Here is a 23,045-nt window from a genome sequence, read left to right as displayed (position 1 = left end):
ATGAGGCTCTTGTGTGGCTGAGAACGTCCATTTCAAAGCCCCGCTCTTTCGAATATGTTGAAGTTAGATGTTCGCTGCCTAGAAACGGTCATAGCCCCTGCAATGAGATTTCTTGCATTTCTTTTGGTTTTTCTTGCGTTACCAGCATACGCGAGAATGCCGCCCGGTCCGCCGCCCTGGTACTGTTATCCGCGCCAAGCTTGCAATGAAAACAAGGACTGCGTCCCAATCCGTGGATGGCCGTTCGTGTTTTCATTGATCGCAATGGAAAACAAAGAAAACGCCTTCCTTACAGAAAACCTCGCAGGCACCCGAAGGCTTGCTGTTCGAATTCCATCATTGGATTCAGCTCAGACGATCTTACAAACAAACATTTATGAAATACCTATCACCTATTTACTCCTCCCCACCAACGAAATATCAGACAGCCACAGTTTTAGGATGTTCAATGTTGGAATAAAGGGATCAGGAGAGCAATATTTATCAGAAGAAAATTTTCTGATTTCTTGTAACAGCTTTCCTGGACGACACAACAACAATTGAAACTGATTTTTTGGCTTCATATCCTAAGGATCGCACGCTTCCGTTTGCTGTGACCTCCTGTTCTGTCAAATTCGCGAAGGCCTATTCGTCAAAGCCAGTCCACACACACCACCTCATCCTGAGGAGGGCCGCCAGGCCCGTCTCGAAGGATCGGCTGAGAATTCTTAAACAAGGGGCCGATCCTTCGAGACGGCGCTGGTGCGCCTCCTCAGGATGAGGTTTGTGGGTGGGTGAATTCCCCTTCCGCCTCAGCCCATCCGCCGCCGCAGCATCGGTGTCATGGCCAGCGTCAGCAGCGTGCCGATGGCGGCAACCACCGCCATCACATAGAATGGCCAGTCCGGGTTGATCTCGTAGAGCGCACCGGAGAGGCTGAGGCCGATGGCCATTTGGATGCCGACGGAAGTGGCGAGCAGCCCCTGCCCGGTTCCGGCCCAGCGGCTCGGCACGATCCGCGCCAGGATCGCAACTGCCCCAAGATGCGCCGCGCCGAAGGACAGCCCGTGCAAGGTCTGGAGGGCCGCCATGGCGGGAATGGAATCGGCGAAGGGAAAGAGCAGCCAGCGCACTGTTGCCGCCGCCCCGGCCACCAGCAGAAAGAGCGGCGGGTCGAACCGCTGCGCCAGCTTGCCGGCAATTGTGAAAAGGGCGATCTCTGCGGATACGCCGGTGGCCCAGAGCAGGCCGATGGCAAAGTCCGGCACCTTCATCGCCTGCCAGTAGAGCGTGCCGAAACCGTAGAAGGCCGAATGGCTGGCCTGGTAGAGGCCAAGCACGACCAGCAACGGCCAGAACCACAAGCTGCGGAACGGCGTATTCCCGTCCGCTTCGGTGTCTGTCCCAGCGGCCAGATCGTCCCCGGAAGGCTTCGCGCCCCGTTTTTGCCGCGGCAGCGACATGGCGACCGCACCCGTTGCCAGCGACGCAAGACCGACGGCAACCACCAGCAGCCACGAGGTCCCTTCCGACGCCAGCGCGCCGCCGACCACGCTGGCGGCAACGAACCCGGCCGATCCCCAAAGCCGCATGCGGGCATAATCCGCACCCGTGTTGCGCTGGACATCCAGCGCATAGGCATCGCTGAGCGGCACCACGGGCGCGTTCATCACCATGTAGCCGACGACCATGACGGCCAGGAACACCAGACCGAAGGGCAGGAAATAGAGGGCGATAAAGACAGCGGCCGCCAGCGAATAGATGAGGATCGAAAGACGTCTTTGGCCCGTGCGGTCGGACAGATTCGACAGGAGCGGACTGGCCGCGATGCGGGCGATCGTGCCTATCCCCAGAACAAATCCGATTTCGGCTGCACTTAGCCCGCGGAACCCCAGCACCACCGGAAAAAACGGCAGAAACAGGCCAACGCCGAAGAAATGGCTGGCGAAGAGGCCCGAGACACGGACGCTGAGGGGGCTAGGGCTTGAACTCATAAAGGAAGACGAAATGGCATGGAAAATGGCGAAATACCGTCAGGAAGCGTGCACGGCGCGGGCTCCCTGCCCGGTCGAGCATGCTGACGAAGCGGGGGAAAGCCATTTCCATGTCCTTTGGATTGGACCGGATTGATCCTCCTCCGCGCCGCGAAAGGTTTGAAAATGAACCGCATTTCCGGCGCTTTCGCTCCTTGATGAAGACCAGTGCGCCTCAAACCATTTCGCCTTCATTTGTGAGCTCAGACCCTGAGGTTGAATGCCATGAAAGTCCGCACGGATAAGGCGCTAAAAAGGATGTTAACGATTTTCGCCTTACCTTGGAAAAGAAGTTGTCGGTTTAAGGCAACAAACGACCCTTAGGCAAGTTGAGATTCGCGTCCACATGAAAGCGGAAGCAGTACAGGAAGAACCGGAGCTGATCGGCGAAGCCGAATATCAGACTCTCGAACAGACCCTGATGGAATCCGATCGCGGGCGTCGGTTTCTGAAAGAATTCCTCAATCGTCACAAGACCCCGGAAACGACCGAGATCCTGACGGCGATTGGCCGGCTTGAGAAAATGATGACCCGGCAGCGCAAGGTGCCGGATCTCGACAAGATTCGCCTCGATATCGCCGATATGCACGAAGCCATCGAGCGCACCAAGGCGGAGATCGCCAATATCAAGGCCGAGGGCGAGGAAAGCAACCGCTTCGTCGATGCCTCGCATGAACTCGACGCCATCGTCACCCAGACCGAAGGCGCGACCCAGTCGATCCTGGAAGCTGCCGAGCAGATCCAGGAAAAGGCCTGGGTGCTGCGCGAGAACGGTGCCGACGACGCGGTCTGCGACGATATCGACGCCAAGGCGACCGAGATCTTCATGGCCTGCTCCTTCCAGGACCTGACTGGCCAGCGCACCAACAAGGTGGTGCAGGTGCTGCGTTACCTGGAAAGCCGCATCAACCTGATGATCAACATCTGGGGCATCGAGGAACTGGAAGCGGAAGCAACCGCCGGTCCGGTCGACAGCCGCCCGGATGCCCATCTCCTCAACGGCCCGCAACTCGCAGGCGGCGGCGTTTCCCAGAACAACGTCGACGAACTGATGTCCGTCAGCGACGATGTCTTCAACGCCGCACTGAAGGATACCAAGGCGGAGGTTGCAGCCCCCGCCGCTGCCGAGCCGGTCCACGCCAGCGACGACGACATCGACGCCATCATGGCCGGCGCCAGTGAGCCGATGGACGCAGCTGCCATCGACGACATGTTCGCCTCCGCTCCCGCCGGTGATGACGATGAAGGCGAGACCGAAGAAGTCGACATCGACGCCATCATGGCCGGCGGCGACGAGCCGATGGACGCAGCCGCCATCGACGACATGTTCGCCTCTGCCCCGGCAGTGGAAGCCGAAAACGAAACGGAAGCTGCCGCCGACGACTTCGACAGCCTCGACCCGGACGCTACCCTGGACGAAGCCGCCATCGAACGCCTCTTCGACAACGAAGTGGCGGACGAAGCCGAAGCCGACGCCGACGCCGAGTGGGAAATGACCGAGGAAACCGCCGAGGACAGCGACGATCCGCTGGAGCGCCTGTCCGAAGCCGAGCGTCAGGCCCTCTTCAACTGACGGTTTTCAAATCCGAGACATGAAAAAGGCGCCGGTTTTGGCGCCTTTTTTGTTGGTGGAACGGGAAGTCTGCTGTGCGTCCCCATTCCGGACGTTCCATTGCCCAAATCAACTCTCCGAAAACTGCTATTCCTAGATTGACATCTTCACACGCGGGAGTAGTTCGACTGTTGACGGCATGGTGGCGGAAACGCTCATTTAGCCGTCAGGCTTGGCAGCCGGTTTTCAAGGTCCGGCTGCCAACGCTCCGTTATTAATTACCTTGGTGGGTTCACCACGATGTAGTTGACCGTCGTGCCCTGGTATTGCGGCGCATACCAGACGTCTCCGCATTGTTGGTAGACGATGCCGTCAACCTCTACCTGGGAACAGCCGGACGGTATCGATGCAACGATCGTTCCGACTGCAACAGCGGTCGCGGTGATGGCGGCTGCCGCGGCAACCGGATGGTAGTCGCGGTCATAGTAGCGGCCGTCGACATTGATGTTGGTGTTCCGGTTGACGTTCACATCGACGTCATTGCGTTTCACCACCGTGTTGTTGCGTTTCACCACCGTGTTGTTGCGTTTCACCACTGTGTTGTTGCCGTTGTGCTGGACACCGCCACCGCCCCCGCCAGGCCGGTTCGCTCCTGCGTGATGGTTTCCACTTGGACGCGTGTTGACTGAGTGGCGTCCACCGCCACCCCCACCGCCACGGTGACCGCCTCCACGGGCTTCCGCCTGTTCGGTGCTTGCGAGATGAACTGTTGCAGGAACGAGTCCATAAATCAGGGCCGCCGACAGGACTGACATCAGGAATGTGCGCATGATCTTTTCTCCTCCCGGGTTACTGGTCAACCGCGTCCGCGGTGTAGATCCTGATCTTCTTGGCGGCCGCCGGCGGGACGAAACTGAACAATGCCGGATCGAAGGCCGCTTCCGGCGTCAGCTCGATGACCGCTGAATATTGCGGTTTTGCAGGCTGAGACAGATCGACGATGGCCAGCTTGCAGGGAAGCTTGCGGTCTCCCTGGGTGATCCATATCTGCCAGCTCACATCCTCCTGGGAAAAGACATACTGATCGCAGAGGCGGTCGCCGATTTTCGCCGGCCCGACCAATGTCGCCGCATCGACATCGGCGAGGTCGTCTTCACCGGTTCCCCAGAAGAACAGGTCGACCAGCGGAAGCTGAAGATCGTGATTTTCGGCAGCTTTTTGCAGCGTTTCGCGGATCGTTGCGGGCGCTTCGAACTGGGCATAGTAGCCGAGCGTTTCGCCGTAGATCGTCACCTTCTGTCCGTCGTAGGTGATGCTTCGATGAAGGTCTGCGCCCTCGATTTCTGCCCGGAGGCCATCCGGTGTCCGCACGGAGATGGTGACCTGTTCGTTTCGTTGGACGAGCACATCGTCGTCGATCACGTCGTCATAGGCAACGTCCGCATGGATGCCGAAGCTTTTGAGCGCTCGTAACTGTGCACCCATTTCGGCAACCGCGTCGATGGCGGTCTGCGTTGCCTCGTCAACGGCACCATCAGCCGCCATGGCGACCGGTGGCAGCCCAGTCGAGACCAGGAGACCGGCTAAGGCGAGAACAGAGGCATTCCTATAAAAAATCAACATTTTACCCTCCAACTGAAAACGCTGGCTTTGAACGATATCGGGCGATTTCCGTTGCACCGTTACCTGTGGGAAGCACGGCGCAAGACTGCTATTTCGGGAACAGAAAAGTTACTGCCGTCCGGGCGCCGAACCCTTCGGGCCCGTTGTCGGAGCTGGCAGCATAGTATCGCACACCTGCCTGGAAACTGATGGGCTGATTGTCGATGGTGACGAGTTTGGAAACCATTGCGTTGATCGGAATGGACCATTCGTCCGAGGTCCAGTCGTAGGTGCTTTCCGAATTGAGTGTAAACGTCCAGGCGTCCTTGGTTGTGTAGGACAGGAACGGCTGAAGGAACGTGGCATTGACGTCGGGCTGTCCGTCCGGTCCGGCATAGGACCAGATGTGGTTGGCAAGACCGCCGTAGGTCCAGGGGCCGGACTGTTTCAGCACGACACCGGTCGGGCCTGCTCCCCATTTACGGGCGCTCAGCAGATCGTCAGTCCCGGTTGGAAAAAGCAATGCCGGTCCGACACCCCAGATGATGCCGGATGGTCCCGGCTCTGCTGGAGACAGAAAGAGGCTCTGAACAGTGTCGGAGAGGCCAAACTGTGTTCCCGAATTTCCGGCAATATCGTTCTGCCAAACTACGGGGAAAATCGTTCTTGAGATAATATTCCAGTCCGGGGTCATCGAGATCGGGACAACGGGCTGGATATTGAGTGTGACCTTGCTGCCGTCCGACGGGCCGAAACCGTGATCGTAGTTCCATTGGAACGGAACGCTGATCAGGGAAGCAACGGGATTGGAAAGCTTCTTGGCAAGATCGGCGTCCTGGGCGGATGCAGGCACGAGGTAGGTAAGAAGTCCTGCAACCGCACAGGCAAAAGACAGGTTCGGTTTCATTTCAATTGTCCTACTCGACCTTGACCAGATCGTCTGGCTTCCATGTCTGGTCATAAAAAGCGTCTTCAGCGCCGTAGAGCCGCAGGCAGGTGACAAAATTGCGACCGGGGACGGTTTGGATGAAGGCGTGGTCGGATATGCCATCCGGCTTCTCTGGGCCGAACCAGATGTCGATGGAGCCATCCTCATTCTTCGGAATGTCGTAATAACCATTCGTTGACGGCAGCAGTTGCTCCGTCTCGGGCATCGTTCCGTCCGTCACGTTGTAGGCCGTCACCGCCCAGAACAGCGCCGCTGGTGCGTTCGCTGGCAGATGAAGCTTGTAGGTGTTGCCGCCGTCGAGGAAATTCCCGTCCGCGTCTCGAATCGTGTACGGATACTTTGACCCAGCTCCAGTTGTACGCATCACCATGGCGGGAGCGGAGGAGTAGGCATACTGGAAGAAACGTGAGCGCGCGCCGAGATCCAGATAGCTTTCCTGCATCCACTCCGCCGTACCACCTGCCCAGGCGCGTTCCCATTGCCGGTCTTCGTAATATTTGTTGCGCCCGTCCTCGCGTCCAAGCTGGGCCGAGGCGAGGATCATCTTCGGCGCATCGACCAACGCCTTTTCAAGCTGCTCGCGCTGCCAGTCATTCGGTTCGAAGGGTTTGCCCTTGACGATGCCAATGCTGGCAAGAACACCGCGCAGTTCCGGATCGATTGCCCCCACCGGCTCGTAGTCAACGAATTCCTTCAGCTTGGTCCAGTATTCGAAATCGGTCGGGTACATCATGTTGACACGCACGCCGCTGGCATTGGGAAATTCCATGGCCGGAATATTCTTTTCCTCTGCCCAGAGCGGGTAGATCCGGGTCGTCTCGGCAAGTGCCACTGCCGGCTTGGGATCGGGCGCACCGTCGCCCTTCGCCATCACGGTCCGGAAAAACAGGAAGACGTTATAGGTCGAAGACCGGACCGCGTAGTAACTCGCTGGAACGTGACCCTGGTAGTCAGGTGGCAGGAGGAGGTAGAGCCCGCCGCGCGCCCGGTCCGGCCCGATCGCTCCGACATCCGTGATGGTGCGCTGGAAGAAATCGGTGAACATGCCGATGACGTTCGGCGGTGCCTTGATCACCAGAGGACCAGTTTCCTTGAGATCAAGGTAGTTCATCGAATAGATGACATCCGCATTGGGCGTTGGCACCCAGGTGCGACTGTCCATTCGGTCCTTCCAGATCGGCAAGACATTGTAGCCCGAGCCGAAGGTCTTCTCGGAGCCGTCGCGCATGCCAATTACGTTGAGCGCCGGCAGCATGGTCATGTAAGCGTGGACGGCACGCTGATAGTAGAGTTCGGCGAGAAGCGATTCCGCCTCGTCCTGAGCAAGCCAGTTACCATTGTTGATTTGGCCGACCAGCGGCGGAACGGGCGATGTATCCTGGGAAAATGCCGAAGTGCCGGTCGCAAGAATGGCGGCGACGGTGGTGAGGGCGACGGATCTCTTGAACATGTTTGGCAGCATTGTCGGTGCTTTCGTCAGGTGTTGGCAAGTTGCTTGGCGTTCGCATTTCTATGGCCGCCACGCCTGGGAGTTGCGGCGGCCAGAATGTCTCAATTGACCTTCTCGAAATCCGGCAATGCCCAGGACTTGTCGAAGAACGCCTCGGTCGGGGCGTAGAACCGGAAGTAGGAAAACCAGCCCTTGCCCGGTTCGGTCTGAACCCAGTTGGTCTCGTGCCCTTCCGGAGCCTCGGGGCCGAAATAGACGTCAATCGAGCCGTCCTCGTTCTTGACGATGTCGTCCTTGCGCGAGGAGATGTCCGGCCGGCCCTGCTCTGTCACCACCATCTGGCGCGTGGCTTCGTCATAAGCGGTTGCCGACCAGAATTGTTTGACCGGCGGATTGGCCGGCACGTGCAGCTTGTAGGTGTCGCTGCCCGATAGCCAGTTGCCGTCGGCATCCTTGTAGGCGGCGATGTAACGCTGGCCGACGCCCGGTGTCTGGGTCAGCATCGCCTTGGAAATGACCACGGCCTCGTAGAACCAGGCGGCGCGCTCGTCGAGCTGGTCGTAGGTATCGGCTTTCTGGTCGACCGAAACCACCAGTGCATGTTTCCAGTGGGTGCCGTCCCAGAACGGCGGTTCGACCCTTTTGTCAGTAGTGTTGGCCCTTGCCATAGCCTCGCCGACGACCGCGCCGTCGCCGAGTAGCTTTGTTTGCCGTTCGTCAGGCTTGAACGGTTTGCCTCGTTCGATGCCGAGGAACTTCAGCTGGGCAAGTACCAGCCGATCGCGTTCGTCGATGGGATTGCGCTGGATGACCTCGTTGAGGTTGTCCCAATATCCCATTCCGTGCGGTGGCATCTGGCTCCATTTCTTGTCGCCGGCGTCGCGCGCCGGCATAGGCGCGCCCGTACCCTCGACCGTCCACGGATAGGTTTTGATCTGCGGGACCAGATTGGCGATTTCCTTCTCTTTGTCTTCGCCCAGAAGACGGAATCCGGCCAGCACATCGCGGCTTGTTGCCTGCACAACGAAATAGCCGTCGGCTTCGACCGGTCCGTATCCAGGCGGCATGATGAGGAATTTCCCGCCCTTGCCCATGTCCGGCCCCACGACGCCCAGATCGGCAAGCACCCGCTGCCAGTTGTCGAGGATCATGCCCGCGATCAGCCCGGCAGGGACCTCGATGACGAATGGCCCGGTTTCCTTGAGGTCGATGAAGGTCGCGATATACGGAGTGGTGAAGTTCGGCGTAAGAATTCCGAGCTTCTCGGTGAAGTCGAAATAATTCAGCATCTCACCGCTCTTGCCGCCGAAGACGTTGTAGTGAGCACGCCGCCACTCATTCAGGCCGACCGCCGGAACACCCCAGATATAGGCTTGGGATGCGCGCTGAAAATCCATCTCGTCGTAAAGTTTCTGGACGGTTTCGTCGGTCAGATAACCACTCTCGTCAACGGTCAGCTCGCCAATGCGGGTATTCAGCGTCTCTTGCGCCAAGGCGCTACCGGCAAGAAGTGCCAGGACCGAAATGGACGTCAAAATACGCAGTGAATGTCTTCTTTTCATCGGATATCTCCCTTTGCTATTCGATGCCGAATATCGGTCTTTGCAGGTGCACAAGCGCGAACTGGATGTGATTGGCAGGAGGTCTCACCGAAAGAATTGGTGCGGATCTCAGATAGCTGGACCACAAGGTCCGGCCGCTTATTTTGCTCCGGCCCAGTGCTACCTGACCTGTTCGCGGCACGATATGTTGGAATAAACTTTTTGAAATTGGCCGCTTCTCTCAGCGGTCGAACGAAAATCTGTCCTACCGCCCACCTCCCGCGGTGATTGAACAGGCGGATTCATACGCATTTTCCCTCTTAGGTATATTACGTAGGGAAATACTACAATGCAGAGGCGAGCACGTCTATGCAATTTGTGCCAATCCGCCGGATTTTATGTAGTATCTATAAAAAATTTTAATTACAGATACTTAGTGTCCGCGCGCGAGAGTTTCGGATGGCAATTCTCCGAAAAGATTTCGATACCAGCCTGCAAACCGGCCGAGTTCGGTCACGCCCCAATCATTGGCGACAATAGCGATTGTACACTGCCTTTCGCTTCGTTTTGCCAGGTCTTGCCGGAGGCGGTGCAACCGTAGCTTTCTGGTGTAAGATTGTGGCGTCTCGTCCAGAATGTCGGCAAAGGCACGATAAAGCGTGCGGCGCGAAGTTCCTGAATTCTCCTGAATTTTTTCAATCGTCAAAGGACGGTGCAAGTGTGCGTCGATATAGGCTCGCGCTTTTGCAACAATTCGGCCGTGGCTTCTAGCGGCTGATATCCCTACGATTTGCACGGGTGGCCGTGAAAAGGCTACGAGCGCATGTTCCAGAAGCTCCGGACCAAGAAGGAGAGTATCACGCGGCTGCATTTTGTTCGCCGAGTGCAAGTCGGCAAACGATCGTGCGAGCCTTGTGATCGGTAACCGGTCAAGGAGTTGTTCGTGAAAACCTGTCCCCTGCGCGAAAACGTCGTTCAGCACGATCCCCCGTGCTTCCAGCAAGGCTTCGAGTCGCTCTTGGGACAGGCTTAATGTGGCGTAGAGCGACCCCGACGCATAGATGGAATTGTGTTCGTCACCGGGAAGAAAAAGCCCAATATTTCCTGTTCCCAACTCGCAATGCCAGTGGCTCGTGCCTGGCGCGATATCAAGTCCGATGCCGAAAGTGATCTGGTCCTGTGAGAGTGGGCCCTTCAAGCCCACTTTTCCTTTTATCAGCCCCGAGCCATAGGTGATACCGTCGCGTTCCTGAAAGATGAGGCTTCCGGACATTTGCGCGCGGGAAAACTGTATCGCCTCCAGCCCTGCGCCTAGCACGGCATCGCTCAGGTCCTCTATTCGCTGGAGGGGTACTCTCAGCCAGGGCGCGGATTGCGGCTGTTCTCTCTTCTCGATTTCTCTTGACAGAGGACCGGATGGCCAGTCTGACCCAGGGTCGTGCTGATTTGCGCGGTCGAGAGCTTGTTCCAACGCGTACCTATCAAATGACTTGGCAAACAGAGCCTTGATTTGCGCGCGATTATTCAACGAGCGGAATGGAAGGACAACCTTTCCGGTAAATGACCAAAAAACTGGCCGTAAAAAACTCGTGGCTTGAAGTACTTGCCTCCACGACAAGTAGTCGAAGGCAGTGCTAGAAAGTGTCGGCTTCTGTTGTGCCAGATACCAGCAGCCGACAGTCTCCTCCCGGCCCCTTTCCTACCCCGACCACCGCAGTAGGTCCGCCCCCCCCCTTTACCCAGCCCACATCCTCCCGATGACCTGCTCCACCCATCACCGCAAATCTCCCCTGCCCTTTAAACCTCACCGACACAGCCGGAACGATTCCAGCTTGCGTTCCCGAAACCTCTCTGTTAAACGTTTAACTGTAAAACGTTTAACAGCGTTGGGAGGCGCTGCGGATGTCCCGGAAAAAGCCGTCCATCAAGGAAGTTGCCGCGCTTGCGGGCGTGTCGATCGCGACGGTGTCGAACGTCTTTTCCGGGCGCAAACCCGTCAATGATGAGCTGAAGGAAAGCGTGCACAAGGCTGCGCGTGAGCTCGGCTATCAGCTCGACCGGGCCGCCTCGCAGCTGCGTTCGGGCCGCACGCGCATCATCGCCGTGCTGGTGCCCGATCTGACCGACACCTTCTTTGCCACCATCGTCTCAAAGCTGGAGACCGCCGCTTCGGCGGAAGGCTACGACGTCATCGTCGCCAGTTCCCACAATGACCGTGCTGTCGAGGCTTCGCGCCTGAAGGCGCTTCTGTCCTGGCGGCCGGAAGGCTTGATTGCCGTCCCCTGCTCCAGCGCCGTCCCGGCGGAGCTGAAGGAAGTTCGCAAATCCCTGCCGATGGTTCTTGTCGACCGCGTTGCCACGAAGAACGCCATTGCCGACACGGTCACCATCGACAATTTCGAGGCGGGCGAGATCGCCGCCCGGCACCTGCTGGAACGGGGCCACAGGAACATCGCCATCGGCGTTTCCGACCTGAACCACCCGCCGATCGTGGAAAGAACGGAAGGCGCGGCGTCGGTCATCGAGGCAAAGACGGGCCAGCGCCCGACCATCCTCAAGCTCGGGTCCGACATTGCTGCGGGAACCCGGACGCTGCTTGACTGGATGGAGCGCAATCCGCTGCCGGAGGCGATCATCGCGCTCACCAACGTGACGACCTTGAGCGTGCTTTCCGCGCTTGCCGAACATCGCATCGACATTCCGAGCCGGGCCTCCGTCGTCGCCTTCGACGATTACGCCTGGATGTCCGCCCGCAACACCGGCCTTACCGCCATTCGCCAACCGGTCGACGACATCGCCGAGACTGCCTGGAAGCGGCTGCAGGCCCGCATCGAGGGGGATGGCAAGGCACCGGCGACGCCGACCGTGCTGAATGCCAGCCTGATCGTACGCGCCTCGGTTCGCGACCTGTCCGGCGCGGCTGACACGGAAGAAGATTTGCCGCTGCCGGCAAAGGTGGCCGCAAGCAGCACAGAGACCGTCAAGAAGATCCACTGATGTCCGCACCGGGTTCGGTGCGGGCAGACAGGCGGCAGAGACCGCAATGGACAGGAATTCAGGGAGGAAGAGGAGGAAAAGAACGACAGATCGACGGGTGTTTGACGGGAAGACCTGCACCGACACCACCGATCGCGGAAAAATTTGGAGGCCCTGCTCTCTCGCCGAGAACAATGAGCCTCAAACGCAAACGCGCGGAGTGCAACAAGCAGCCCCGCGCGTCAGCAAGATCGTCCTGAAACACCCATGGACCGAAGCGGCCGGGAGATCCCGATATCCGCCGCGAACCCTTTCGGATGCGCGCGCCGTTGCAGCGGCGGTGCGTCCGGGTTCGGGGCGAAGCAGATCCTGCTCGCCGAAGAGTACCAGCGGTCTTTCAGGAAACCAACCGGTCTTCGACCGCGCCCGGGAGGGACGCGAGACGACCGATCATCCACTGGAGGAACTGAAATGAACGTCACCTACAAGACCCTTGCCGGCGCGGCCGGCCTCGCAGCCGTCCTGTTGCACGGAACCGCCGCGCTGGCCGCCTCGGGCACCGTTGCCTTCCTGATGCCGGACCAGGCCTCGACACGCTATGAGGAACACGATTTCCCGGGCTTCAAGGCCGAAATGGCAAAGCTCTGCCCGGACTGCACCGTGATCTACCAGAACGCGGATGCGGATGTCGCCCGCCAGCAGCAGCAGTTCAACTCGGTGATCACGCAGGGCGCCAAGGTGATCGTGCTCGATCCGGTGGATTCCAGCGCGGCCGCCTCGCTCGTCGCCCTCGCGCAGAGCCAGGGCATCAAGGTCATCGCCTATGACCGGCCGATCCCGGACAAGACCGCCGACTATTACGTGTCCTTCGACAACGAGGGCATCGGCAAGGCGATTGCGGAGTCTCTGGTTGCGCATCTGGCCGAACAGGGCGTCTCGCCGGATGCCGGCGGCCTGCTTCAGATCAACGGTTCGCCGACGGATGCCGCCGCCGGTCTTATCAAGAAGGGCATTCATGCGGGCATCGCGACCGGCAAATACCTGACCCTTGCCGAATTCGACACGCCGGACTGGGCCCCGCCCAAGGCACAGGAATGGGCCAGCGGCCAGATCACCCGCTTCGGCGATCAGATCATCGGCATCGTGGCGGCCAATGACGGCACCGGCGGCGGCGCCATCGCCGCGCTGAAGGCCGCCGGCGTCGATCCGCTGCCGCCGGTCACTGGCAACGACGCCACCATCGCCGCCCTGCAGCTGATCATCGCGGGCGACCAGTACAACACGATCTCCAAGCCTTCTGAAATCGTCGCCGCGGCGGCAGCCAAGGTCGCCGTCCAGTTTCTGAACGGGGAAACGCCGATGGCCTGGACCTCGCTCTACGACACCCCGTCGGAGCTGTTTGTTCCGGCTGTGGTCACACGCCAGAACCTGAAGGAAGAGATCATCGATATGGGCATCCATACGGCGGAAGAACTGTGCACGGGCCGCTATGCCGAGGGCTGCAAGGAACTCGGCATTCAATAACCCCTCCTCCCGAGCAGGCCGCTCGACCCTCGATATCCCGATCTCGGGGGCCGGGCGGCCAACCAGAGGAAACACCAAGCGAAGAGCCGGACGTGATGACCGACCTACCCAACACTTCCGCCGCGAATGGCACGTCGGCCCAGCCGATCCTGAGCCTGAAGGGCATCTCCAAGAATTTCGGCGCCGTGTCCGCCCTGACGGACATCGATCTCGACGTCAATGCCGGCGAAGTCGTCGCCCTGGTCGGCGACAACGGCGCGGGCAAATCGACCCTGATCAAGGTGCTTTCGGGCGTCCATGCGCCGTCTTCCGGCAGCATTCATTTCGAAGGCAAGCCGGTGACGATGCACGGTCCGAGCGACGCCCTCCATCTGGGCATAGCCACCGTCTTCCAGGACCTGGCGCTCTGCGAGAACCTCGACGTCGTCGCCAATATCTTCCTCGGTCAGGAACGCAGCCCCTGGCACCTCGACGAGGTCGCCATGGAAGTGCGTGCCTGGGAGCTCCTGAACGAGCTGGCAGCCCGGATCCCGAGCGTGCGCGAGCCGATCGCCTCCCTCTCCGGCGGTCAGCGCCAGACCGTCGCCATTGCCCGCTCGCTGCTGCTCAACCCCAAGATCATCATGCTGGACGAGCCGACCGCAGCCCTTGGGGTCGCCCAGACGGCGGAAGTGCTGAACCTTGTGGAGCGCGTCCGCGACAAGGGCCTCGGCGTCATCATGATCTCCCACAACATGGAGGACGTGCGCGCCGTCGCCGACCGCATCGTGGTGCTGCGGCTCGGCCGCAACAACGGGGTCTTCTCGCCGCAATCGTCCAACGAGGAACTCGTCGGTGCCATCACCGGCGCCACAGACAATGCCGTCACGCGCCGCGCCAGCCGGCGGGCTGCCGCCGCAGGAAACTGAGGCAGGCCATGAACAAGGAAACTCCCATGACCGGTTCCGCCCCCGAACCCCGTCTGCTCGATCGCAGCGATACGCGCGTCAAGCATGCCAGCAGTGTCAGCGACGTCGTCGGCGCCTTCATCGACCGTGTAAAGGCGGGCGATCTCGGCTCCTTGCCCGTTATCGTCGGCCTCATCGTCATCTGGACCGTCTTCACCACGCTCAACCCGCTCTTCGTGACGCCGAACAACCTGGTCAACCTGCTGTTCGACTGCTCGACCGTCGGCGTCATTTCGCTCGGCATCGTCTGCGTGCTGATGCTGGGGGAAATCGATCTCTCCGTCGGCTCCATGAGCGGCGTCGGCTCGGCGCTGATCGGCGTGCTCTGGGTCAACCAGGGCGTCCCGCTGCCCCTTGCCATTCTGGCAGCCCTCAGCACCGGTGCCGTCATCGGCTCCGTCTATGCGCTGCTGCGCACCCAGCTCGGCATGCCGAGCTTCGTCTCCACGCTGGCTGGCCTGCTCGCCTTGCTCGGCCTGCAGCTCTACATGCTCGGCTCCACGGGATCCATCAACCTGCCCTACGGCTCGGCAATGGTGAATTTCGGCCAACTGATGATGATGCCGGACTGGTTCTCGTATCTTGTCGCGCTGCTGCCGGGTGCCGCCATCCTGGTGATGGGCTTCAAGACCCGTCTCCAGCGCCAGGCTGCGAACCTTTCGGCCGGCTCGATCGGCGGCCTGCTCATCAAGGCGCTGGTCACGACATTCGCCTTCGAGGCCGCCGTCTTCTATCTCAATCTCGGCCGCGGCGTGCCGTGGATGTTCGGCCTCTTCGCCCTGCTGGTCGTGGCCATGAACTATCTCTTCACCCGCACCAGGTGGGGCCGCTCGGTGAAGGCCGTCGGCGGCAACGCCGAAGCTGCCCGGCGCGCCGGCATCAACGTCACCTACACCTACCTCACCTCCTTTGCCCTGTGCTCGCTTCTGGCGGCTCTCGGCGGGGTGCTGTCCTCGGCCCGGCTCGCTTCGGCCAGCCAGCAGGCGGGCACCGGCGACGTCAACCTCAACGCCATCGCCGCAGCCGTTATCGGCGGTACCAGCCTCTTCGGCGGACGTGGCTCTGCCTGGTCGGCCCTTCTCGGCATCATCGTCATCCAGTCGATCTCGAACGGACTGACGCTTCTGAACATGTCCTCGTCACTCCGCTACATGATCACCGGCTGCGTGCTTGCCATTGCCGTCATCGTCGACAGCCTTGCCCGCCAAAGCCGTGTTTCCCATGGCCGCGCCTGACCTCAGACCAACTTTAGGAACCTGCACATGACTGAAGACCTGAAAGGTAAGGTCGCGGCGATCACCGGCGCCGCCTCCGGGATCGGCCTGGAATGCGCCCGCAGCCTCATCGCCTCCGGCTGCCGGGTCGTCCTGATCGACCGGGCCGAGGACCGCCTCACCCAGATCTGTTCCACGCTCGGTCCCGACGCCATTCCCCTCGTCGTCGACCTGATGGACGGTCCCGCCGTTGACGGCATGATCGACAGGATCGTGGAGAAAACCGGGCATCTCGACATCTTCCACGCCAATGCGGGCGCTTATGTCGGCGGCAGTGTCGTCGACGGCGACCCGGACCAGTGGGACAGGATGCTGAACCTCAACATCAACGCGGCCTTCCGCTCCATTCGCGCCGTGCTGCCCCACATGGTGGAGCGCAAGAGCGGCGACATCATCGTCACCAGTTCCATAGCCGGACTGGTGCCGGTGGTCTGGGAGCCGATCTATACGGCCTCGAAATTTGCCGTCCAGGCCTTCGTCCACACCGTCCGCCGCCAGGTGGCCGGGCACGGCATCCGCGTCGGCGCGGTAGCCCCCGGCCCGGTCGTCACGGCCCTCTTGGATGACTGGCCCAAGGCCAAGATGGAAGAAGCACTCGCCAACGGCAGCCTGATGCAACCGCGGGAAGTCGCCGATGCGGTTCTCTTCATGCTAAGCCGGCCGCGCGGCGTCACGATCCGCGATCTTGTCATCCTGCCGCAAAGCGTGGACCTTTGAAGCCATGTCCAAGTACCTGATCGGTATCGACGTCGGAACGGGCAGTGCCAGGGCCGGGCTCTTTGACGAGACCGGCGGCCTGGTTGCGTCGGCAAAACGCGACATCGCCCTCTTCAACCGGGGACCGAACCTTTACGAACAGTCGTCGGACGATATCTGGCAGGCGGTCTGTGCTTCGGTCCGCGAGGCCGTCCGGGCGGCTGGCATCGATCCGGCGGACGTCGCCGGCATCGGCATGGACGCCACCTGCTCGCTGGTGGTGATCGGGCATGATGAGCAGCCTCTCCCTGTCGGCGACCCGTCCCATCCGGAGCGCAACATCATCGTCTGGATGGATCACCGGGCGCTCGATCAGGCCGAGAGGATCAACGCCACCGGCCATGAGGTGTTGCGCTATGTCGGCAGCCAGATCTCGCCGGAAATGGAAACACCGAAGCTGCTCTGGCTGAAGGAGAACAGCCCGGACATCTTCAAGGCCGGCGAAAACTTCTTCGACCTCACCGACTTCCTCACCTGGCGCGCCACAGGCAGCCTCGCCCGCTCCATCTGCACGGTCACCTGCAAATGGACCTATCTCGGCCATGAGCGCCGTTGGGACGGCAGCTATTTTGAAACCATCGGCCTGCCGGAACTGTGCGAAGACGGTTTTGCCCGGATCGGCTCGAGTGTTGTCGATGCCGGAACCGCGCTTGGAACCGGATTGACGGCCAAGGCTGCCGATGAACTGGGCTTGCCCGTCGGAACCCCGGTCGCAGCGGGTCTGATCGATGCTCATGCGGGCGGCATCGGCACCGTCGGCTGGCGCGATGCGAGATCAGAGGGCTCGGCCACCAGCCGCATGGCCTATGTCTTCGGCACCTCCGCCTGCACCATGACGACAACGGAAGCACCCGCCTTCGTCCCCGGGGTCTGGGGCCCCTATTTTTCCGCCATGGTTCCGGGCGTTTGGCTGAACGAGGCCGGGCAATCGGCAGCGGGTGCCGCCATCGACTATCTGGTGCGTTTTCATCCTGCATCTGCCGAAGCGGCGAGAATGGCCAAGGAGAAAGGTCTCGGCCTCAGCCAGTGGCTGGCGGCGGAAGCCGACCGGATGACGGCTAAGGGCACCGATCCGGCACGGCTCGCAGATGGCCTCCATGTGGTTCCGGAATTCCTCGGCAATCGGGCGCCCTTCGCCGATCCGGAGGCCAAGGCGCTGATCGCCGGGCTCGACATGGACACGTCTGCCGCGTCGCTTGTCCGGCTATACATCGCGGGCATCTGTGGCCTTGGCTATGGGCTTCGGCAGATCATCGCGGCCCAGGCCGCAAAGGGCATCCGTCTCGACACGATCGTGGTGAGCGGCGGCGCCGGCCAGAGCCCGCTGGTACGCCGGCTTCTGGCGGATGCAACAGGTCTCACCATCGCCGCACCGAAAACGCCGGAACCGGTCCTCCTCGGTTCCGCCATGCTTGGGGCTGTCGCCGCAGGCCTGCTGCCGGATATCCCGGCGGCGATGGCGGCAATGTCGGCGGCAGGCGAAACCTATGAGCCCACCGGCGGCGTGACTGCGGCCTATCACGACAAGCGCTTCGAGGCGTTCGAACTGCTTCAGGCGACCGGCCGAAAGCTTCGCGCCTGACGGCGTTCTCCCCCGGTCCAGCTTCTCCCCTCTTCCAGAAGGACAGACAGATGAAATTCTTTGTCGACACGGCGGATGTCGCCGAAATCCGCGACCTCAACAGCCTCGGCCTGATCGACGGCGTCACCACCAACCCTTCGCTGATCCTGAAATCAGGCCGTGACATCACCGAGGTGACCCGGGAAATCTGCTCGATCGTCGAAGGTCCCGTCTCGGCCGAAGTGACCGCGACCGAGTTCGAGGCCATGGTCCGCGAGGGCAAGGCGCTCGCCAGGATCGCGCCGAACATCTGCATCAAGCTGCCGTTGACCCTGGACGGCCTCCGCGCCTGCCGGGCCCTGACCGGCGAAGGCTTCCAGACCAACGTCACCTTGTGCTTTTCCGCCAACCAGGCCCTCTTGGCCGCCAAGGCGGGCGCCACCTTCATCTCGCCCTTCATCGGCCGCCTGGATGACGTTGCCGTCGACGGCATGGATCTCATCCGCGAGATCCGGCAGATCTACGACAATTACGGCTTCCGGACAGAAATCCTTGCCGCCTCCATCCGCACGGTCAATCACGTGAAGGAAGCCGCCCTCATCGGCGCGGACGTCGCCACTGTCCCCGCCGCCACCCTCAAGGCCCTGGTCAAGCACCCGCTGACCGACAAGGGCCTGGACCAGTTTCTGAGCGATTGGGCGAAGACCGGGCAGAAAATCGGGTGAAGCTGACTGAGGGGGACAAGGCAGTAGTCTTGCCCCCAACTGCCTCACTCTGCCTGCAAAGGGGCATAGCGGCACAGGGTCACTCGATTGGCGTGACCGAGTTTCGCTCGACGAGAGGGCATTCAACTTTGATCTGGGCGGGTCCGGCTTGACGACCATTGGCATTGTCGAGAAGCAATTCGAAGGCAATCTCACCCATTTCGTAATGCGGCAGCAAAAGCGTCGACAGCGGCGGGTGCATGCTCTTGGAGATCTCGCGGTTGTCGAAGCCGATGACGGCGATATCCTCGGGCACCCGCAGGCCGCGTTCCTTCAACGCATCGTAGCATCCGAGCGCCATCAGATCGTTGGCGCAGAAAATGGCGTCAGGCGGGGTCTCAAGATCGAGCAGCGCATGGGTATGTTCGTAGCCGGAAAGCGGTTCCCAGTTGCCAGGCTTCACAAGATCGGTGTCGAACGGGATGTCATGGCTTGAAAGCGCCTGCCGATACCCCTTTAGCCGGTCCCTGGAGGCATCCACGCCCTGCTGACCGTTGATGAGGGCGATACGATGGTATCCCGCGTTGATGAGATGATCCGTTGCGGCACGTCCGCCGAGGACATCGCCCGGAACGACCGATGGCAGGTCCCGCTCGGTCCTGTAGCAGTTCAGAAGAACGGTGTGCTGATCGTCGAAGGCGGGAGACAGGTCCACACGGCGCGTGAGGATAGTTCCGTAGACGATGCCCAGCATTGGCATGTGGCTCATCTGCGAAAGGATCATCCTTTCGGTTTCTTCGTCACCGTGGCTAACCGCAAGGCTGACATGGATGCCATATTCGTATGCCTTGTCCCTGACGCCTTCGAACGCCAGGGCCATCCAGGGATCGGTCGTGATCTCGTCGGCAATGAACAAAATGTTGGAACGGTCTCCGAGAACCGTCCTTGGACCGCGGCGCACCAGCGTATAGCCGAGCGCCTTTGCGGCTTCGTTGACCCGCATGCGGGTTGTGTCGCTCAACTTCGCCCCTGGACTGCCGTTCAGGACGAGAGATACCGTCGCCTGGGAAACTCCGGCTGTCGCTGCAACGTCCATCATCGTGGGACGCCTATCTGTTCCGAGCCGGCGTTTTTTCGTCATCTGATTTCGGGTTTCCTCATCGTTGAGAAATGGACTGTAAAGCCGGCGAATTGACTATCCGCATTGAACGGCAAAAGCAACGATTCCAGGGTTGCCGATCCCGGCCAGGTATCTGGAACTCCTGAGTTTTCAGTCGCTCGAACCCAGATTCCGGATGCGGTCGAATGCGACTGCGACGATGATGAAGCAACCGATGAACATTCCCTGCCAGAAGGTCGAAATACCGAGAAGAATCAGAGAGTTCCGGATAACTTCTATCAGCAGGGCCCCGATCACCGCACCAAGGGCCGTTCCCTGTCCGCCCGCAAGGTTTGCGCCGCCGATAACAGCGGCGGCGATCACGGTAAGTTCCATCGCCTGGCCAAGATTTGTCGTCACGCTGCCAAGCCAGCCGGCCATGAGAATGCCTGCAACACCTGCTGTCAGCGCTGAAAAGACGTAAATCGAGACCTTGATTCGCTTCACCGGAATGCCGGTCAGGGTCGCCGCCTGCTCGTTGCCGCCGATTGCGAAGACGTACTGCCCCCATCTCGTCCAGCGGAAGACGACGCTCATCAGGGCCGCAAGAAAGACAAGCGCGTAGATCGGATGCGGCAGTCCGAGTGTCGAACCGCCGCCGATCCATAGAAACAGGTCGTGATCGGGACCGAATTCCCAGATCATCTTGTTGTTCGAAAGCACCATCGCGAGTGACCGGGCAGCCGACAGCATGCCGAGGGTCACGACGAATGGCGGCATCCCGACATATGCAATCAGCAGACCGTTCAGGAAGCCCACCATCGCCGCCGCGGCGAGCGCGGCCAGTGCGGCGATCCAGAACGGACTGCCGGCCGACATCAACACGCTGATGACCATTGCTGCCAGCACAACCGTCGAGCCGACAGACAGATCGATGCCGCCGGAGGCGATCACCGTCGTCATGCCGATCGCGATGAGGCCGACGAAAGCGAAATTGCGGGTGACGTTGAAAAGATTGCGCTGCGTGGCGAACGAGTCCGTCAAGAGCGACAGCGCAAGACACGCCAGAACAGCTGCCGCAAATACCCAGAAAATCTGGGAATTGAGGATCCGGGCAACCGGGGACCGGTGCTGGCTGAGGCCGATTGCCTGTTCAAGAGTGGTCATCTTGTCCTCCTCCTCACGCCGTCTCGATAGCGCCGGTGATCAGACCGGTCACTTCTTCGGGGGAGCTTTCATTGGCCGGCTTGCTGGCGACGAGCTGCCCCCTGCGCAAGACGGCTATGCGGCTGCAGACGGCAAACACATCCGGCATGCGATGGCTGATCAGGACGACGCTGATGCCCTGATCGCTGAGGCGGTGGATCAGGTCCAGGACCTCCGCCACCTGACGCACCGAGATGGCGGCGGTCGGTTCGTCCATGAGCACTATCTTTGCGTTCGACAGCAGCGTTCTGGCGATGGCGACAGCCTGGCGCTGTCCGCCTGACATCCGCTTGACGAGGTCCCGCGGGCGGGTCTCGGATTTCAGGATTGAAAAGAGTTCCGCCGACCGGCGATGCATGGTGGCATAGTCGAGCAGCAGGATGCCGCCAAAGGACCGCCTTGGCTCACGGCCGAGAAAAACATTCGAAGCAGCCGACAGGTTGTCGCAAAGCGCCAGATCCTGATAGACGACTTCAATTCCCTGCCGTTGCGCATCGCGCGGCTTGTGAAAATCCACCGGGGCGCCATCAATCGAGATCGAGCCGTGCGTCGGCCTGAAATTGCCGGCGACGATTTTCACAAGCGTCGACTTGCCGGCACCATTGTCCCCCATCAACCCCAGCACTTCGCCCGGCGCCACTTCAAGCGAAACATCGCTCAAGGCCTGGATTGCGCCAAAACTCTTTGAGATTCCCGTCAGCCGCAGCCTCGACATGCAATTGCTCCTCCCCGCAGGCCAGCCGGCGCGGTGTTGCCTCCTCCGACGATTTCAGGCGTTCGCGGCACGGCAGCGTTCGGCCTGATCCCGGTAGATGCCCGCATGGCACACCGCCATTCGGTTCTTTTTCAATCCTTGACTAACTAATATTAATAAATAATATTTAATAAACGCAAGGGGAGAACGAATGAAATTGCTGCTTACCGGCGCTTCCGGAAAAGTTGGACAAAACTTTCTGCCGGAATTTCTGTCCTCGGATCGATACCGGGAATGGAGCGTCGTGGCGCTTTGCAACAACCGGATGATACCGGGCGGTGAGCGTCTGGAAGTCGTTCAGGGCTCTATCGCCGATCCGGCAGCAGTCGCTGCCGCCATGGCAGGCGTGACACATGTTGTGCATATGGCTGCGGTCAAGGAATCCCCCGATCTCGCAATGGATGTTTCCGTGAAGGGAATGTTCGTGTTGCTGGAGGAATTCCGCCGGCGGGAAACTCCCGGGCAATTCATTCTGATAAGTGGCGATTGTGCCGTCGGCCATGCCTTTCAGCCGTATGAAGGGCCGGTCACGGAAAGCTCTGAACGGAAAGCCTATCCGGGCTGCTATGCGCTGACGAAGGTGCTGGAGGAGGTGATGCTGGAGCAGTACCGGCATCAGTACGGCCTGAACGGCTGCGTCCTGCGCGCTCCCTGGATCATGGAGAAGGACGACTTCAGGTATGCGCTTGCCTTCGGGCCCGAACAGTTCGGCGGCCCTCTGTGGCCGGAGCTGCTGCCGGAAGAGGAAATCAGGACCTATGCGGACGGAAATTGCGTCCCGTTGCTGATGGACCGCACCGGGCAGCCGCTCAAGAGAAATTTCGTCCATGTGGACGACCTCGTTTCCGCAATCCTGGCTGCCCTCGGCGCGCCGGAAGCAGAAGGACAGCTCTTCAACATTTCGATGAACGAACCGGTCGACTACGCCCGCGTTGTTCGACACCTCGCCGAGACCCGTTCGTTGAAGATCGTCGAGATTCCGACACCCATGCACAGCAACTGGCTCGACAACTCGAAGGCGCGCCAATTGCTCGGCTGGAATCCGTCGGTGGACCTCGAGGCCCTCATCGACCGGGCCTGGAACTATAGAAGGGACGAAAAAGATCCCCGCATGATCTGGTACCCGGGGTAATCCGCG

The 23,045-nt window shown here is 60.4% G+C and carries 20 protein-coding genes; 10 read left to right on the top strand and 10 right to left on the bottom strand.

What is annotated here, in order from left to right; translation table 11 throughout:
- The first annotated feature begins 246 nt into the window (after positions 1-246).
- Positions 247-543: a hypothetical protein gene (locus ACX3M4_RS28845; protein WP_459356368.1), complete on the top strand. Its 297-nt coding sequence runs from the start codon at positions 247-249 to the stop codon at positions 541-543.
- A 248-nt stretch (positions 544-791) separates the two neighbouring features.
- Here the strand turns inward: ACX3M4_RS28845 and ACX3M4_RS28840 are convergent, their stop codons facing one another.
- Entirely contained in the window at positions 792-1,973 is a 1,182-nt protein-coding gene (locus ACX3M4_RS28840) for an MFS transporter (RefSeq protein WP_459356367.1), read from the bottom strand.
- A 385-nt stretch (positions 1,974-2,358) separates the two neighbouring features.
- Here ACX3M4_RS28840 and ACX3M4_RS28835 point away from each other — a divergent pair, with 385 nt between their 5' ends.
- The gene (locus ACX3M4_RS28835; protein ID WP_459356366.1) at positions 2,359-3,585 is read left to right on the top strand and encodes a protein phosphatase CheZ; all 1,227 of its coding nucleotides are present in this window, start codon (positions 2,359-2,361) and stop codon (positions 3,583-3,585) included.
- A 257-nt stretch (positions 3,586-3,842) separates the two neighbouring features.
- Here the strand turns inward: ACX3M4_RS28835 and ACX3M4_RS28830 are convergent, their stop codons facing one another.
- From ACX3M4_RS28830 to ACX3M4_RS28805, 6 genes are all read right to left on the bottom strand, one after another.
- The gene (locus ACX3M4_RS28830) at positions 3,843-4,394 is read right to left on the bottom strand and encodes a DUF6515 family protein (protein ID WP_459356365.1); all 552 of its coding nucleotides are present in this window, start codon (positions 4,392-4,394) and stop codon (positions 3,843-3,845) included.
- 19 nt (positions 4,395-4,413) lie between these two features.
- Positions 4,414-5,187 carry a DUF2092 domain-containing protein gene (locus ACX3M4_RS28825; protein WP_459356364.1) on the bottom strand — a complete coding sequence of 258 codons (774 nt, stop codon included), beginning with the start codon at positions 5,185-5,187 and terminating at the stop codon, positions 4,414-4,416.
- A gap of 88 nt (positions 5,188-5,275) precedes the next feature.
- Positions 5,276-6,073 (bottom strand): transporter, encoded by a 798-nt coding sequence (locus tag ACX3M4_RS28820; RefSeq protein ID WP_459356363.1) that lies wholly within the window; start codon positions 6,071-6,073, stop codon positions 5,276-5,278.
- Between the two features lie 10 nt (positions 6,074-6,083).
- Positions 6,084-7,565 (bottom strand): DUF1254 domain-containing protein, encoded by a 1,482-nt coding sequence (locus tag ACX3M4_RS28815; protein WP_459356362.1) that lies wholly within the window; start codon positions 7,563-7,565, stop codon positions 6,084-6,086.
- Positions 7,566-7,666: 101 nt separating this feature from the next.
- Positions 7,667-9,127, bottom strand: a complete 1,461-nt coding sequence (locus tag ACX3M4_RS28810) for a DUF1254 domain-containing protein (RefSeq protein WP_459356361.1) — start codon at positions 9,125-9,127, stop codon at positions 7,667-7,669.
- A gap of 412 nt (positions 9,128-9,539) precedes the next feature.
- Positions 9,540-10,577 (bottom strand): helix-turn-helix transcriptional regulator, encoded by a 1,038-nt coding sequence (locus ACX3M4_RS28805; RefSeq protein WP_459356360.1) that lies wholly within the window; start codon positions 10,575-10,577, stop codon positions 9,540-9,542.
- A gap of 431 nt (positions 10,578-11,008) precedes the next feature.
- Between ACX3M4_RS28805 and ACX3M4_RS28800 the strand changes: the two genes are divergently transcribed.
- The 7 genes from ACX3M4_RS28800 (at position 11,009) to fsa (ending at position 18,869) form a co-directional block, all read left to right on the top strand.
- Positions 11,009-12,103 (top strand): LacI family DNA-binding transcriptional regulator, encoded by a 1,095-nt coding sequence (locus ACX3M4_RS28800; RefSeq protein WP_459356359.1) that lies wholly within the window; start codon positions 11,009-11,011, stop codon positions 12,101-12,103.
- A gap of 450 nt (positions 12,104-12,553) precedes the next feature.
- Positions 12,554-13,606 (top strand): ABC transporter substrate-binding protein, encoded by a 1,053-nt coding sequence (locus ACX3M4_RS28795; protein ID WP_459356358.1) that lies wholly within the window; start codon positions 12,554-12,556, stop codon positions 13,604-13,606.
- A gap of 95 nt (positions 13,607-13,701) precedes the next feature.
- A complete protein-coding gene (locus ACX3M4_RS28790) occupies positions 13,702-14,514 on the top strand; it encodes an ATP-binding cassette domain-containing protein (protein ID WP_459356357.1) in 813 nt (270 codons plus the stop codon).
- 26 nt (positions 14,515-14,540) lie between these two features.
- Complete coding sequence (locus ACX3M4_RS28785; RefSeq protein ID WP_459356356.1) at positions 14,541-15,788, top strand: sugar ABC transporter permease; 1,248 nt, start codon at positions 14,541-14,543, stop codon at positions 15,786-15,788.
- A 27-nt stretch (positions 15,789-15,815) separates the two neighbouring features.
- Positions 15,816-16,544 carry an SDR family oxidoreductase gene (locus ACX3M4_RS28780; protein WP_459356355.1) on the top strand — a complete coding sequence of 243 codons (729 nt, stop codon included), beginning with the start codon at positions 15,816-15,818 and terminating at the stop codon, positions 16,542-16,544.
- A 4-nt stretch (positions 16,545-16,548) separates the two neighbouring features.
- The gene (locus ACX3M4_RS28775) at positions 16,549-18,165 is read left to right on the top strand and encodes an FGGY-family carbohydrate kinase (RefSeq protein ID WP_459356354.1); all 1,617 of its coding nucleotides are present in this window, start codon (positions 16,549-16,551) and stop codon (positions 18,163-18,165) included.
- Between the two features lie 50 nt (positions 18,166-18,215).
- The gene (gene fsa / locus ACX3M4_RS28770; protein WP_459356353.1) at positions 18,216-18,869 is read left to right on the top strand and encodes a fructose-6-phosphate aldolase; all 654 of its coding nucleotides are present in this window, start codon (positions 18,216-18,218) and stop codon (positions 18,867-18,869) included.
- Between the two features lie 79 nt (positions 18,870-18,948).
- Here the strand turns inward: fsa and ACX3M4_RS28765 are convergent, their stop codons facing one another.
- The 3 genes from ACX3M4_RS28765 to ACX3M4_RS28755 all read right to left on the bottom strand — a co-directional run bounded on the left by ACX3M4_RS28765 (position 18,949) and on the right by ACX3M4_RS28755 (position 21,868).
- A complete protein-coding gene (locus ACX3M4_RS28765) occupies positions 18,949-19,947 on the bottom strand; it encodes a LacI family DNA-binding transcriptional regulator (RefSeq protein WP_459356352.1) in 999 nt (332 codons plus the stop codon).
- Positions 19,948-20,118: 171 nt separating this feature from the next.
- Complete coding sequence (locus ACX3M4_RS28760) at positions 20,119-21,114, bottom strand: ABC transporter permease (RefSeq protein ID WP_459356351.1); 996 nt, start codon at positions 21,112-21,114, stop codon at positions 20,119-20,121.
- A 13-nt stretch (positions 21,115-21,127) separates the two neighbouring features.
- Complete coding sequence (locus ACX3M4_RS28755; protein WP_459356350.1) at positions 21,128-21,868, bottom strand: ATP-binding cassette domain-containing protein; 741 nt, start codon at positions 21,866-21,868, stop codon at positions 21,128-21,130.
- 190 nt (positions 21,869-22,058) lie between these two features.
- On the opposite strand from ACX3M4_RS28755, the gene ACX3M4_RS28750 reads away from it, so the two are divergent.
- Positions 22,059-23,039 carry an NAD-dependent epimerase/dehydratase family protein gene (locus tag ACX3M4_RS28750; RefSeq protein WP_459356349.1) on the top strand — a complete coding sequence of 327 codons (981 nt, stop codon included), beginning with the start codon at positions 22,059-22,061 and terminating at the stop codon, positions 23,037-23,039.
- Positions 23,040-23,045: the final 6 nt, after the last annotated feature.

Source organism: Roseibium sp. M-1 (assembly GCF_054515675.1).
This window is presented reverse-complemented; position numbering and strand designations above follow the sequence as displayed.

Excerpts from the sequence above, each read along its gene's own strand:
- ACX3M4_RS28840 (WP_459356367.1), bottom strand. The coding sequence starts at position 1,973 with ATGAGTTCAAGCCCTAGCCCCCTCAGCGTCCGTGTCTCGGGCCTCTTC.
- ACX3M4_RS28835 (WP_459356366.1), top strand. The coding sequence starts at position 2,359 with ATGAAAGCGGAAGCAGTACAGGAAGAACCGGAGCTGATCGGCGAAGCC.
- ACX3M4_RS28830 (WP_459356365.1), bottom strand. The coding sequence starts at position 4,394 with ATGCGCACATTCCTGATGTCAGTCCTGTCGGCGGCCCTGATTTATGGA.
- ACX3M4_RS28825 (WP_459356364.1), bottom strand. The coding sequence starts at position 5,187 with ATGTTGATTTTTTATAGGAATGCCTCTGTTCTCGCCTTAGCCGGTCTC.
- ACX3M4_RS28820 (WP_459356363.1), bottom strand. The coding sequence starts at position 6,073 with ATGAAACCGAACCTGTCTTTTGCCTGTGCGGTTGCAGGACTTCTTACC.
- ACX3M4_RS28815 (WP_459356362.1), bottom strand. The coding sequence starts at position 7,565 with ATGTTCAAGAGATCCGTCGCCCTCACCACCGTCGCCGCCATTCTTGCG.
- ACX3M4_RS28810 (WP_459356361.1), bottom strand. The coding sequence starts at position 9,127 with ATGAAAAGAAGACATTCACTGCGTATTTTGACGTCCATTTCGGTCCTG.
- ACX3M4_RS28800 (WP_459356359.1), top strand. The coding sequence starts at position 11,009 with ATGTCCCGGAAAAAGCCGTCCATCAAGGAAGTTGCCGCGCTTGCGGGC.
- ACX3M4_RS28795 (WP_459356358.1), top strand. The coding sequence starts at position 12,554 with ATGAACGTCACCTACAAGACCCTTGCCGGCGCGGCCGGCCTCGCAGCC.
- ACX3M4_RS28790 (WP_459356357.1), top strand. The coding sequence starts at position 13,702 with ATGACCGACCTACCCAACACTTCCGCCGCGAATGGCACGTCGGCCCAG.
- ACX3M4_RS28785 (WP_459356356.1), top strand. The coding sequence starts at position 14,541 with ATGACCGGTTCCGCCCCCGAACCCCGTCTGCTCGATCGCAGCGATACG.
- ACX3M4_RS28780 (WP_459356355.1), top strand. The coding sequence starts at position 15,816 with ATGACTGAAGACCTGAAAGGTAAGGTCGCGGCGATCACCGGCGCCGCC.
- ACX3M4_RS28775 (WP_459356354.1), top strand. The coding sequence starts at position 16,549 with ATGTCCAAGTACCTGATCGGTATCGACGTCGGAACGGGCAGTGCCAGG.
- fsa (WP_459356353.1), top strand. The coding sequence starts at position 18,216 with ATGAAATTCTTTGTCGACACGGCGGATGTCGCCGAAATCCGCGACCTC.
- ACX3M4_RS28765 (WP_459356352.1), bottom strand. The coding sequence starts at position 19,947 with ATGATGGACGTTGCAGCGACAGCCGGAGTTTCCCAGGCGACGGTATCT.
- ACX3M4_RS28760 (WP_459356351.1), bottom strand. The coding sequence starts at position 21,114 with ATGACCACTCTTGAACAGGCAATCGGCCTCAGCCAGCACCGGTCCCCG.
- ACX3M4_RS28755 (WP_459356350.1), bottom strand. The coding sequence starts at position 21,868 with ATGTCGAGGCTGCGGCTGACGGGAATCTCAAAGAGTTTTGGCGCAATC.
- ACX3M4_RS28750 (WP_459356349.1), top strand. The coding sequence starts at position 22,059 with ATGAAATTGCTGCTTACCGGCGCTTCCGGAAAAGTTGGACAAAACTTT.